This window comes from Profundicola chukchiensis (assembly GCF_029664245.1).
In the GTDB taxonomy this organism is placed as follows: Bacteria; Bacteroidota; Bacteroidia; order Flavobacteriales; family Weeksellaceae; genus Profundicola; species Profundicola chukchiensis.
Window position 1 is genome coordinate 125,005 of sequence record NZ_JANAIE010000007.1, and the last position, 12,046, is coordinate 137,050.

Here is a 12,046-nt window from a genome sequence, read left to right on the forward strand (position 1 = left end):
AACATGTAATTCATATTAATTTTCACCTTCGTTTAATGCTTCAATAGGCTTAATTCTCGAGGCTCTACGGGCAGGAATAAAACCAGCTAACATACCCGAGAAAAATAAGACTAAAGTGGCCAAAACAATCCTGCTTGGCTCAACACTTGGTTCATATATTAGATAGTCTACCAAACTATCCTGAATAGATTCTGTTAATAAAACAGCTAAAAGAATTCCAATAAACCCGAATAAGAAAGTCACCATAATGGATTCTTGTAGAATTAAGCCTACAATATTAGATGGTTTTGCTCCTAAAGCCTTTCGAATACCAATTTCCTTAGTTCTCTCCTTTACGCTGAATACCATCATATTACCAATACTAACAATACCGGCAATTAAACTTCCCACACCAATTATGAAAACTAGAATCGTGAATATGAAAAAGAACATATTCGTAGTTTCTAAACTTTCTTTAGGGTCAAAAACATTAATTCCACTGGTATCATCCGGATGCACATCATGCTTAACCTTTAATTGAGCTCTGATTTCATCCGCCATTTTACTTACCTCATCTAGACTCAAATCATTCTTAGGAACCACCGTAATACGACTGATTTCATCGGTTCCATAGATTACGTTCATGGTTTCTAAAGGAATGTAAATAATTCTCTCTTCATCATCTCCATCTTCATCTGAGAATACGCCAATCACCCTAAACATAGTTTCGCCTAATTGAATATGCTGACCAACAGCAGTTCCAGATTTAAATAAATCTTTTTCTACCAAGCGACCAATCACTACATTTTTCTCTAATCGTTCACCATCAACATCGTCTAAATAACGGCCTTTCATCACAACATTCTCACTAAATTGCTTCTGTTGAGAGGTAGTTCCAACCAGGGAATAACTTCCATATTCAGAGAAATTCCTTGCGGTGACTGCTTTGTTTAAATTTGGTAAAATAATATCAGCACGGTCTGAGTAATCTTTTTTCAACAACTCATAATCTTCCATTTTAAGCTGAATCATTCGATCCGACTTTTTACCTTTAAATGGTTTGGTAGTTTTCCAAGTTGAAATAAATAAAGCTTTTACGTTTGGCGGAAAGAACTCTCGCTCAAAGCCGTTTTGTAATCCTTTACTCAAACCGAACAAAGTAATGAAGACAAATAAAGCCAAAGCAATGGTAAGCCCAGACAAGAATGTTCTGAGTTTATTACTTCTAACAGAAGCCCAAATTTCGGCCCAACGGTCTATATCAAACATCTATGCTCTTACTTGGTTAATTTTTGTATCCTCCATAATCACACCATCTTTCAGTCTCACGATTCTCTTGCACATATTGGCAATATCATCCTCGTGGGTTACCATCAAAATGGTTTTACCATCATCATTAATTTCTTGAATCATTTGCATGATTTCTCTCGAGGTAACGCTATCTAATGCTCCCGTAGGCTCATCCGCTAATAATAATTTCGGTTGAGAAGCCATGGCTCTTGCAATAGCGACACGTTGTTTTTGTCCACCCGATAATTCGTTGGGCATATGTTTCGCCCAAGGTAAAAGTCCAACGCGTTCTAGATATTTTAATGCAATTTCATTTCGCTTAGATCTACTAACTTTTTGATAATAGAGTGGTAGAGCAACATTTTCAACCACGTTCTTAAAATTAATTAAGTTATAAGATTGAAAAATAAAACCTAAAAATTTATTTCTATAAACGGCAGCTTTCTTCTCTGTTAAATTATCGATGACAATCCCATCTAAAGCATAAACGCCGGTGTCGTGGGTGTCGAGCATTCCGATTATATTTAGCAAAGTAGATTTTCCCGATCCAGATGATCCCATAATGGCAACAAATTCTCCTTCTTCTACTTCTAGGTTGATTCCCTTCAAAACATGAAGAGAGTTTTTGCCCATTTTATAGGATTTATTTAAGTCCTTAATTGAAATCATTTCTCGAATATAATATATGAATAGATATAGCCCGATTGAGAAGCAAATTCAAAATCAACCTTAAACAACTTCCAACCCATGGCAGCACCCTTATTAATTTCATCTTCGGTTTCTTGGCGTAACTTTTCTGTACTCTTAGGCGAAAACATCACTTTCACCATTTTAACCTCGTATGATTTCATAAATCTGCTTTAATCGTTTAACATATATGTCTATGGAAAATTAAAATCGTTACAAATTTTCAATCTAAATCATAGAATAAAGACAAGGAGTGCTTTTGAGTAAAATTTTCAAAGAAACTTTAAGCAATTGAAACAAAGAATTTCAAGTGTATTTTATAATATCCTTAACGCAAACTCTAGCTTTAATTTTGTAATATTGAATTCAATTAAATACAAATAAATAACCATGTCAGAAATAACATTAAAAGGAAATAAAATTCATACTTCAGGAAGTCTACCTAGCAAAGGAAGTGAAGCTAAAGATTTTGAATTAACTACACCTGAATTAGGAACTAAAAGTCTAGAAGATTTCAAAGGAAAGAAATTAGTTTTAAATATTTTCCCAAGTGTAGATACAGGAGTTTGTGCTCAATCGGTTAGAACTTTTAACGAAAAAGCAGCTCAAATGGATAATACATCTGTATTATGTATCTCTAGAGACTTACCATTTGCTCAAAATCGTTTTTGTGCTGCCGAAGGAATTGAAAATGTAGAAATGTTATCTGATTTTAATACAGGAAAATTCGGTGAAGATTATGGTGTAACTATTACTGATGGCCCAATGAAAGGGTTACACAGTAGAGCCGTAGTTGTTTTAGATGAGAATCACAAAGTGGTTCACGCAGAACAAGTTCCTGAAATTACAGAAGAACCAGATTACGAAGCAGCTATTAATTCTTTTTCATAACTTATTGTTTTTTAAATTTTAATTTTTAACCGGAATGCTGCAAAGTGTTCCGGTTTTTATATTTTTAAGGACTTAATGGTTCTAGACTTTATTCCAACATACTCGGAATAGTATTTGACCATCATCTAACCTTCAAAGCTAATTTTTTAATGCATAAGTACGCCATCGTCGATTTAGAAACCAATGGACGCGCCAATCGGATTACCGAGGTGGCCATAATTGTGTATGAAAATGGCAAAATCATTCACTCTTATGAATCTTTAGTCAATCCTGGCGGAAGTATTCCAAGTTTTATTACTTCCCTCACCGGAATTACTCAAGAAATGCTGGTGGATCAACCTAGCTTTAAAGAAGTAGCTGAGGATGTAAAGGAAGCCTTAGAAGGTTGTGTCTTTGTGGCTCATAATGTTAACTTCGATTATAATATTCTGAAAGCTGAATTTGAAAACATAGGGCATAGTTTCAAATATCCTAAGCTTTGTACAGTTCGCTTGAGTCGAAAATTATTACCTGGGCATCGCTCTTATAGTTTAGGCAATATTTGCAGTGCTTTAGGGATTTCTAATCACAGTCGACACCGAGCATACGGCGATGCCTTGGCCACCGTCGAACTATTTAAGGAATTAGAAAATCAAACAGATTTTGAAAAAACAATTGCTACCTTTTTAAATCAAAGGAGTAAGGAGGCAACTATACCTTCACATTTAGATAAAGATGAATTTGAAGCTTTACCTAGTCATCCAGGAGTTTATAAGTTCTATAATGAACAAAGAGATTTAATCTATGTGGGCAAGGCTAAGAACATTAAGAAAAGAGTTCTAAGTCATTTCTATACAAAGACGACCAAGAAAGTGAGCATGATTCGCGAAATCGCACATGTGGAGTATGAATTATCAGGCACTGAGTTAATCGCTTTGTTAATGGAAGATGCTTTAATTAAACGTAATTTCCCAAAATATAATCGTGCCTCTAAGCAACGTATTAATGGATTGGCTTTAGTCACTTATACCGATCGAAAAGGTATCCAGCACCTAGGTTTACAAAACTTAAAAGATGCTGTAAACCCGATTAAGAACTTCTTTAATCCTGTAGAAGCTCGACATTATATTGAGCAGTTGCTCACAGACTTTAATCTATGCGCCAAATACTGTCATTTAATTGAAAACAATGACACCTGCGAAGATTCTATATTTTATACTTGCCAAGGTATTTGTAAAGGCGAAGAAAACATAGACACCTATAATGAAAGGGTAGAAGAGGCGATTCAAAAGGTTAGGCAGGACTTGCCCGATGGAGTAATCAAACAGAAAGGTCGAAATTCAGAAGAGGATGCATTTATCAGAATTAAACATGGTAAATATTGTGGCTATGGATTCATCGATAAAAATCTGAATGTACACCCGAGCGAGATAGATGATTTTATTATTTCTGAAAAAGATAATTTGAATGTGCAGAAAATTTTGATGCATTCTTTGACTTCTGTTCAGTCAATTTCAGAAAAAGACTTAGCCTAATCTGTTATATCCACTTTTTTGAGCCTAAAAATGTGCTTGATATCCAATAAAAGTCAACTTTAATAATATTTTATACTTCTTAATAGTTGAAATCAATAAAGATTTAATAACTTTAAACTATGAACGCAACCAGTTAGATTTTCATTTCGACAGGATTAAGAATTTAACTGGTTTATTAAATTTATATACATGGCAAAAATTTTGAGAATTCATCCGGATAACCCTCATCAAAGGGCTATCGAGCAGGTGGTAGAAGCATTAAAGAAAGGAGCTGTAATTATTTATCCAACAGACACCGTTTACGGTTTAGGATGTGATATTTTTAATGCTAAAGCAATGAAAAGATTGGCGCAGATTAAAGGAGTTGATTTAGAAAAATCTCAATTCTCTATAGTTTGTAACGATTTGACACACCTTTCAACTTTTACAAGACCTATAGATAATACAACCTTTAGAATGTTAAAAAGAGCCTTACCTGGTCCTTATACATTCGTAATGAATGCGAATAATTCTTTACCGAGTTATTATAAATCACGCGATACGGTGGGTATTAGAGTTCCAGATCATAAAGTTCCTTACGAAATTGTAAAATTATTGGATAGTCCAATTGCTTCAACTTCATTAAAACATGACGAAGAAGACAAGGAATACTTTGTTGATCCAGAGTTAATTGCTCGTAAATATGATAAATTGGTTGATATTATCATCGATAGTGGTCCTGGTGGAATTACACCTTCATCAATCATTGATATTTGCTCTGGAAACGGAGACATCGAAGTATTAAGAGAAGGGAAAGGAGAGGTTGATGCTCTCGCTTAATTTGCTTTACTAATAAAAAGCAAAAACGTCTCAAAGTTTAAAAGCTTTGAGACGTTTTTTTTATGGAGTTAATTTGAATTTTATTTGTTGTGCTCAACAATATAATTCGCCATTTTTTCAATTAAATGAACTCGATCCATACCTCTTACATTATGTTCATGGGTAGGATAAGAGAAGAAATCCACTTGAACTTTGTTGTCCACAGCAGCTTTCAATAAGCTCATGCTATGCTGAGGAACTACCACAGGGTCAACGCTACCTGTGATTAACAACAATTTACCTTTCAAGTTTTGGATGTAATTAGAAACCTTGGATTTCTCGTAACCTTCAGGATTCTCTTGTGGCGTGTCCATATAGCGCTCGCCGTACATTACTTCATAATATTTCCAGTCAATTACAGGTCCACCTGCAACTCCTACTTTAAATACATCTGGGTGACGTAACATCAAGCTTGAAGTCATAAATCCACCAAAGCTCCATCCATTTACCGCCATTCTATCAGCATCTACATAAGGAAGTGATTTCAAGTATTCAACACCTTTTAATTGATCTTCGATTTCTAAATCACCCAATCTTCTGTGAATTCCACTTTCGAAAGCAAACCCTCTATGAGCAGAACCTCTGTTATCTAAAGTAAATACGATATAATCGTTTAAACTAGCAAAAGCAGGTAACCACATAGAAGCTCCTCCTAAATATGAGTTGGTAACCAATTGAGCGTGTGGTCCACCATAAACATAAACCAATACTGGGTATTTCTTGTTCGGATCAAAATTAGCTGGTTTCATGATGATACCGTGTAAGTTAGTTCCATCTGCAGCTTTAATATCAACAAACTCTTGCTTTCCTACATTGTAATTCGCTAAAGGATTTTTAGAGGTTTGAATCGTTTTAAACTTTCCAGTTTTTGTATCAATAATCTGTGTTTCGCCTGGAACATTAATACTGCTATATCTATCGATTAAGTAATATCCATCTGGGCTTAACTGAGATTGGTGTGTTCCTGGCTGACTTGTAAGTTGTGTAGATTTACCGTTTCTTAAATTAACTTTAAAGGTATGCGTTTCTCTAGCATCCTTACCAGTTCCTGAAATAAATACGTGCTTGTTGTTTTTATCGAAACCTAAAACTTCATGAACAACCCATTTGAAGTTGGTCAATTGCTTTTTGAATTTACCAGAAGTATCATATAAGTAAAGGTTCATAAATCCATCTTTCTCGCTAAACCAAATGAATTCGGTATTTGAGTTTGGTAAGAAAACTGCATCATGCTCAGGCTCCACCCAAATTGGATTCGTTTCTGACATAATGGTTCTTACTTTGTTTCCTGTTTTTACATCATATAAATTCAAGTCATAATGAGTTGTAGCACGATTGATTTCAGCTAACATTACATACTTCTCATCTGGCGTCCAAGTTAAATTGGTTAAATAATGATTGTCTGAAGTATCAATATTCAACAGGATGCTTTTGTTCTTTGAAACATCATAGATTCCCACAGCACCATATTCACTTCCTAAACCTGCCATTGGGTATTTAATCGGAATAGCTGTAGCTGGATAAGTAGTTTCATCAACCAAAGGATATTCCTTTACATCTCTCTCGTCTTTCTGATAAAAAGCCAATAAATTTCCTTTTGGTGACCAAAAAGTACCTTTGGTAATACCATATTCTGAACGGTGAATGGCCTGACCTGAAACAATGTTTTTGTTTTCATTCTTAGTCACGGCTACCTCAGCTCCGTTTAATTTATGTACGTATAAATTATTGTCTAGCGTATAAGCAACTGCTTTGGCATCTTTAGAAAAATCAGCATTTTCTGCTTTTTCATTAATACTTAATACCTGTTTTTGTCCGGTGCTTTGATTATAAAACTGATAGTTGTTTCTATCCTGAAAAGTTAAACCATCTTTGTTTAAGTTTTTCATCGGTGGCAAACGTTTCAGCTGTGGATATACTTTTTGTAAGTCAGCTAAACGAATTCGTCTCTGTTCTTTTAGCGAAACAGGATCAAAGAATACAATGGCATCTTCATCATTATACGCATACGAATTGTCGTCTTCAACCCAACGTAGGCCACTTAAATTTTCGGGATAAAGCCCTTTCCAATAGCCAAGTGTAGCATCTTCTAGGGTGAGTGTTTTTTTCTCCTGCGCCATCCCGAATTGTAGACTGACCAGTAGAACGAGTACTGTGAAATATTTCATCTATTTAAATTTATTATTAAGTCCGAATTTTAAGGCTTAAATTTACATAAGTTTTTTAATACAAGAATTATGATTAAAATTTACCATAACCCTAGATGTAGTAAGAGTAGACAAGGAGTAAAATATCTTGAGGATAAAGGCCTTGAGTTTGAAGTGATACAATATCTTAAAGATGAGTTTACGGCAGATGAATTAAAAGAGGTAATTCAAAAACTAAACATAAAACCTATCGAATTGGTGAGAACCAAAGAAGCAATCTGGAAAGAAAACTATAAAGATTTAGAGCTTTCTGATGACCAAATTATTCAAGCGATGGTTGAAAACCCAAGATTGATTGAGCGCCCAATTGTTGTCAATAAAGACAAAGCCGTGGTAGCTCGTCCTACTGAGGATATAGAAAAAGTGCTTTAAGGTCTTTTGGGCATAATAATCCACATGATTATATAAACCAAAGCACCAGGAAAGGCTGCGCTTAGCACAGATATTACAACATATAGTATTCTGAATAAGGCAACATCTATGTTGAAGTATTCTGCTAAGCCAGCACAAACCCCTGCGATAGCTTTATTTTCTGAACGATATAACTTCTTTGTTGTTTCCATGCTTTATATGTAGCAAAAAGCATGTCAATGTTACAACTTAGCTTGCTATTAGCGGTTGCTATTCTTAAAACTAAAGCAAGTTATAAAAGTTAAATCTTTGAAACTGAATTATAGTTTTAATAAATCAGTTCCTGGAGCGATTTCATAAGGTTCCTTATTCGCTTGGAAAATTCTCGTTTCTAATTTTCCTTCTATCGTTAATTGATCTCCTTTTCCTCGAATCCAATTTCCTTCTCTTATACCAATAACCGTAGTATCATTCTGAGTTAAAAACTCTAAAATCCTCGTTTCTCTGGTTTCTCCTTTGTGTTTAGAAGTTGGATCTGGATCTAAAAAATGTGGATTAATATTAAAAGGTATAATACCCATCGCATCAAAACTCGGTGGATAAACAATCGGCATATCGTTGGTCGTTCTGATATTTAATCCTGCGATATTACTTCCGGCTGAAGTTCCTAAATATGGCGTTCCTCCAAGAATTTGATTTCTCAGATCTTCTACTAAATCTAATTCATATAAGGTCTTTAGCAATAAAAAAGTGTTTCCACCTCCAGTGAAAATTCCTTTTGCATTGGTAATAGCCTCTTTGGGATTATCAAAGCTGTGTAGACCTACTGCTTTAATTCCAATGCTATTAAAAAACTTATTTGCAACTTGGGTGTATTCGTCATGTGAAACGCCTGAGGGACGTGCATAGGGAACAAAAACAATTTCATTAACTCCTTGAAATAAGTCTGCAACCTCGTCTTTCAAATAAGCTAAATAGTCGCTGCCATAAACCGTAGATGTACTCGCTAAAATAAAATTCTTCATAGGTCAAAGATAAAGATATCCTAGAATAGCTTTCAAATTTATCCAAAAACAATTAAATTGCTATAAATTAAATTCAATGACCGACAATTACAGAGTATTCAATTCTATATTAGACAACGATTTTTATAAAATAACCATGCAATCTGCGGTGGTTAAATTATTTCCTAATAGAAAAGCTAGATATAAATTCATCAACCGTGGCGAGCATAAGTTTCCTCCTGGATTCGACCAAGTATTGAGAACAGCGGTGGATAAAATGGCTGAACTGCAGCTTACTAAAGATGAGAAACAGTTTTTAACTGTTACTTGTCCGTATTTGCCTCCAACCTATATCGACTTTTTAGAAGGTTATAGATATGACCCAACCGAAGTAAAAATCACCCAAAACGGAACCGACTTAGAAGTAGAGGTGGAAGGATACTGGTATAGAACCATTTTGTGGGAAGTTCCTTTATTGGCTTTAATTTCTGAGTTCTACTATGTGGCTACAGAGCAAGAGCGTTGGACAGACGAGGAAATCGTAGAAAATACCATTCAAAAAGTTGAACATTATAAGAAACTAGGCGTTAAGTTCGCAGAATTTGGAACGCGTAGAAGACATAGTTACAATGTACATCGTTTGATTGTTAAAACATTGATGAAACACAGTGGAGATAACTTTACTGGATCATCTAATGTTCATATGGCGATGCTATACAATACAAAACCTATTGGTACACATGCCCACGAATGGTTTATGTTCCATGCGGCAGAATATGGCTTTAAAATGTCGAATGCTATGGCATTAGAGCATTGGGTAGAGGCTTATCGCGGTGATTTGGGAGTAGCTTTATCTGATACCTATACTACAGAAGTTTTCTTTAAGCAATTCGATACCAAGTTTGCTAAATTATTCGATGGTGTGCGTCATGATAGTGGAGATCCGATTGAATTTGCCAACAAGACGATTGAGCATTATAAAAACCATGGAATAAATGCGCTTTATAAATATATCATCTTCTCAGATGGCTTAAATACCGAGAAAGTGGAGTCAATAACTAAGGCAACTCAGGGTAGAATTGGAATTTCTTTTGGAATTGGAACAAATTTAACAAATGATGTTGGCTTGCGTCCGATGAATATTGTGATGAAGTTGACCGAGGTATTAACTTCTGACAATGAATGGGTTCCTACGATTAAATTATCAGACGAACCAGGAAAGCATACGGGAGATCCTAGGATGATTTCGTTGGCGAAGGAAATTTTGCGAATAAAGGAGTGAAAATTATTTGCTAAATAATTTTTTCGTTTTATATTTGCAATCCTTTTGAGGGAAATGGCGAGGTAGCTCAGATGGTTAGAGCGCAGGATTCATAACCCTGAGGTCACGGGTTCAATTCCCGTCTTCGCTACAAAAACAAACCTAATTGCTTTATGCAGTTAGGTTTTTTTTGTTTTCGATAAATCCTACAACCACTTCATGTTAATAATGCTTTCGTTCGAATTGTAATCACTGTGATTGACATTTATGGACTCAGCTCTTTCCTTTATAAAAACTTCTCAATATGTAATGATTTAATTATTAACTTTATATCATTAAAGCTTCTAATTTTGAATACCTTAGAAATAAAACTTTAGCTTTTATCATATAAATAGGTAGATGCATCGGCTAAGAACTTTATAAAACAACAGCATTATGGGAGTAGGTACATTTTCACAAATTTATATTCAAGTGGTTTTTGCTGTGAAAGGCAGAAATAGCTTAATTAAGAGCGACTGGGAAGAAGAATTATTCAAATACATAACGGGAATCATTCAAAATAAGGGACAAAAAATGTTGGCTATAAATGGAATGCCAGATCACATCCATTTTTTAATAGGTATGAAACCTTCTTGTTGTTTGTCGGATTTAGTGAGAGAAATCAAAAAGAGTTCAAACCTATTTATTAATGATAATGGTTTTTCTAAATATAAGTTTGAGTGGCAAGAGGGATATGGTGCATTTTCTTATTCTCATTCAGCCCTAGATAATGTAATAAAGTATATCAACAATCAGAAAGAACATCATAGAACTAAAACATTTAAAGAGGAATACAAAGATTTCTTAGTGAAGTTTAAAGTAGAGTATAAGGACGAGTATTTATTTAAATGGATCGAAGACAGGTTTGATTAAAGCAATTCAACTTAATTCTGCAAGTTTCAGAGATTCATAAATAAATGGATGAAAGTCAATTACGAATTCTAAATGATTCACAAGTCTAAAGAAAAAGAAGCTATTCTGCTATGAATCCGAAGGATTCAAACGCTTATAGAAAAAACGATTTAAAGAAATTCGACCCCGACGGGGTCGAAAGACCAATTTCGGAATATGAAAATTATAAATATATAATCCCTTCAGGATTAGAGGATGGATTTAAATACATAAACCAAACCTATAATTATCTAAAATAGCTAATCAAGAATTTGAATGATTCGCATTTCTAAAGAAAAAGTATGTAATTTAACCATGAATCCGAAGGATTCAAATGCTTATAGAATCGTGTTATACGGAAAAGTACATACGACCCCATCGGGGTCGTAATCCGACGGTGATGAATAGGTGTTATAAACATTAAATCCCTTCGGGATTAGAGGACGAAATTAAAAACCTAAACCAATCCTATAGCTAATTATGAATTCGAAGTTCAGATATTAAAATAAAAGAAAATGTTTGGCAATAATGAATCCGAAGGATTCAAATGTTTATAGAATGGTGTTATATGGGAAAGTACATACGACCCCGATGGGGTCGTAACCCGTCACGAATAATGTGAATTATAAACATTTAATCCCTTCGGGATTAGGATAGGAAATAAAAAACACAACCGATATCTTTTATATTTCAATTAGCAAGTAATGAATCCGAAGGATTCAAACACTTATAGGAAAAAATAATGCTAGTCAACAATGAATCCGAAGGATTCAAATGTCTATAGCAAAGATATTATTGGGGAAAGTATGTTCGACCCCGATGGGGTCGTAACCCGTCACGAATAATGTGAATTATAAACATTTAATCCCTTCGGGATTAGGATAGGAAATAAAAAACACAACCGATATCTTTTATATTTCAATTAGCAAGTAATGAATCCGAAGGATTCAAACACTTATAGGAAAAAATAATGCTAGTCAACAATGAATCCGAAGGATTCAAATGTCTATAGCAAAGATATTATTGGGGAAAGTATGTTCGACCCCGATGGGGTCGTAACCCGTTACGAATTAA

General features: G+C 34.5%; 13 protein-coding genes and 1 tRNA gene. 8 read left to right on the forward strand and 6 right to left on the reverse strand.

Annotated elements, in window-relative coordinates:
* Positions 1 to 15: 15 nt before the first annotated feature.
* Genes NLM59_RS09980 through NLM59_RS09990 form a run of 3 tightly spaced genes read right to left on the reverse strand, consistent with a single transcriptional unit; the run spans position 16 to position 2,120 of the window.
* Positions 16 to 1,248, reverse strand: a complete 1,233-nt coding sequence (locus tag NLM59_RS09980) for an ABC transporter permease (protein WP_304417638.1) — start codon at positions 1,246 to 1,248, stop codon at positions 16 to 18.
* Positions 1,249 to 1,938: an ABC transporter ATP-binding protein gene (locus NLM59_RS09985; protein WP_304417639.1), complete on the reverse strand. Its 690-nt coding sequence runs from the start codon at positions 1,936 to 1,938 to the stop codon at positions 1,249 to 1,251.
* Positions 1,935 to 2,120 carry a hypothetical protein gene (locus NLM59_RS09990; RefSeq protein ID WP_304417640.1) on the reverse strand — a complete coding sequence of 62 codons (186 nt, stop codon included), beginning with the start codon at positions 2,118 to 2,120 and terminating at the stop codon, positions 1,935 to 1,937. Before NLM59_RS09990 ends, NLM59_RS09985 begins: the two co-directional genes overlap by 4 nt.
* Positions 2,121 to 2,346: 226 nt before the next feature.
* On the opposite strand from NLM59_RS09990, the gene tpx reads away from it, so the two are divergent.
* From tpx to NLM59_RS10005, 3 genes are all read left to right on the forward strand, one after another.
* Complete coding sequence (gene tpx / locus NLM59_RS09995) at positions 2,347 to 2,847, forward strand: thiol peroxidase (protein WP_304417641.1); 501 nt, start codon at positions 2,347 to 2,349, stop codon at positions 2,845 to 2,847.
* Positions 2,848 to 2,996: 149 nt separating this feature from the next.
* Positions 2,997 to 4,361: an exonuclease domain-containing protein gene (locus NLM59_RS10000; RefSeq protein WP_304417642.1), complete on the forward strand. Its 1,365-nt coding sequence runs from the start codon at positions 2,997 to 2,999 to the stop codon at positions 4,359 to 4,361.
* Positions 4,362 to 4,550: 189 nt separating this feature from the next.
* On the forward strand, positions 4,551 to 5,180 hold the full coding sequence (locus NLM59_RS10005) for an L-threonylcarbamoyladenylate synthase (RefSeq protein ID WP_304417643.1): 630 nt from the start codon (positions 4,551 to 4,553) through the stop codon (positions 5,178 to 5,180).
* 80 nt (positions 5,181 to 5,260) lie between these two features.
* Here the strand turns inward: NLM59_RS10005 and NLM59_RS10010 are convergent, their stop codons facing one another.
* Positions 5,261 to 7,387 carry a S9 family peptidase gene (locus NLM59_RS10010; RefSeq protein WP_304417644.1) on the reverse strand — a complete coding sequence of 709 codons (2,127 nt, stop codon included), beginning with the start codon at positions 7,385 to 7,387 and terminating at the stop codon, positions 5,261 to 5,263.
* Between the two features lie 69 nt (positions 7,388 to 7,456).
* On the opposite strand from NLM59_RS10010, the gene arsC reads away from it, so the two are divergent.
* Positions 7,457 to 7,798, forward strand: a complete 342-nt coding sequence (gene arsC, locus NLM59_RS10015; protein ID WP_304417645.1) for an arsenate reductase (glutaredoxin) — start codon at positions 7,457 to 7,459, stop codon at positions 7,796 to 7,798.
* Here the strand turns inward: arsC and NLM59_RS10020 are convergent.
* Together NLM59_RS10020 and pepE are read right to left on the reverse strand one after the other, a co-directional pair.
* Entirely contained in the window at positions 7,795 to 7,989 is a 195-nt protein-coding gene (locus tag NLM59_RS10020) for a PspC domain-containing protein (RefSeq protein WP_304417646.1), read from the reverse strand. The two genes, arsC and NLM59_RS10020, sit on opposite strands and share 4 nt — an antisense overlap.
* Positions 7,990 to 8,097: 108 nt before the next feature.
* Positions 8,098 to 8,802, reverse strand: a complete 705-nt coding sequence (pepE, locus tag NLM59_RS10025; protein WP_304417647.1) for a dipeptidase PepE — start codon at positions 8,800 to 8,802, stop codon at positions 8,098 to 8,100.
* Between the two features lie 76 nt (positions 8,803 to 8,878).
* Here pepE and pncB point away from each other — a divergent pair, with 76 nt between their 5' ends.
* The 4 genes from pncB (at position 8,879) to NLM59_RS10045 (ending at position 11,232) form a co-directional block, all read left to right on the forward strand.
* The gene (gene pncB, locus NLM59_RS10030) at positions 8,879 to 10,063 is read left to right on the forward strand and encodes a nicotinate phosphoribosyltransferase (RefSeq protein WP_304417648.1); all 1,185 of its coding nucleotides are present in this window, start codon (positions 8,879 to 8,881) and stop codon (positions 10,061 to 10,063) included.
* 56 nt (positions 10,064 to 10,119) lie between these two features.
* Positions 10,120 to 10,193 (forward strand) — tRNA-Met (locus NLM59_RS10035).
* Positions 10,194 to 10,477: 284 nt separating this feature from the next.
* The gene (gene tnpA / locus NLM59_RS10040; RefSeq protein ID WP_304417649.1) at positions 10,478 to 10,954 is read left to right on the forward strand and encodes an IS200/IS605 family transposase; all 477 of its coding nucleotides are present in this window, start codon (positions 10,478 to 10,480) and stop codon (positions 10,952 to 10,954) included.
* A 110-nt stretch (positions 10,955 to 11,064) separates the two neighbouring features.
* A complete protein-coding gene (locus NLM59_RS10045; RefSeq protein WP_304417650.1) occupies positions 11,065 to 11,232 on the forward strand; it encodes a hypothetical protein in 168 nt (55 codons plus the stop codon).
* Positions 11,233 to 12,046 lie beyond the last annotated feature (814 nt).

Bases quoted from the DNA above. Each gene is read 5' to 3' on its own strand.
- arsC (WP_304417645.1), top strand. From the start codon at position 7,457: ATGATTAAAATTTACCATAACCCTAGATGTAGTAAGAGTAGACAAGGA.
- pncB (WP_304417648.1), top strand. From the start codon at position 8,879: ATGACCGACAATTACAGAGTATTCAATTCTATATTAGACAACGATTTT.
- NLM59_RS10045 (WP_304417650.1), top strand. From the start codon at position 11,065: ATGAATCCGAAGGATTCAAACGCTTATAGAAAAAACGATTTAAAGAAA.
- NLM59_RS10020 (WP_304417646.1), bottom strand. From the start codon at position 7,989: ATGGAAACAACAAAGAAGTTATATCGTTCAGAAAATAAAGCTATCGCA.
- tpx (WP_304417641.1), top strand. From the start codon at position 2,347: ATGTCAGAAATAACATTAAAAGGAAATAAAATTCATACTTCAGGAAGT.
- tnpA (WP_304417649.1), top strand. From the start codon at position 10,478: ATGGGAGTAGGTACATTTTCACAAATTTATATTCAAGTGGTTTTTGCT.
- NLM59_RS09990 (WP_304417640.1), bottom strand. From the start codon at position 2,120: ATGAAATCATACGAGGTTAAAATGGTGAAAGTGATGTTTTCGCCTAAG.
- NLM59_RS09980 (WP_304417638.1), bottom strand. From the start codon at position 1,248: ATGTTTGATATAGACCGTTGGGCCGAAATTTGGGCTTCTGTTAGAAGT.
- NLM59_RS10005 (WP_304417643.1), top strand. From the start codon at position 4,551: ATGGCAAAAATTTTGAGAATTCATCCGGATAACCCTCATCAAAGGGCT.
- NLM59_RS10010 (WP_304417644.1), bottom strand. From the start codon at position 7,387: ATGAAATATTTCACAGTACTCGTTCTACTGGTCAGTCTACAATTCGGG.
- pepE (WP_304417647.1), bottom strand. From the start codon at position 8,802: ATGAAGAATTTTATTTTAGCGAGTACATCTACGGTTTATGGCAGCGAC.
- NLM59_RS09985 (WP_304417639.1), bottom strand. From the start codon at position 1,938: ATGATTTCAATTAAGGACTTAAATAAATCCTATAAAATGGGCAAAAAC.
- NLM59_RS10000 (WP_304417642.1), top strand. From the start codon at position 2,997: ATGCATAAGTACGCCATCGTCGATTTAGAAACCAATGGACGCGCCAAT.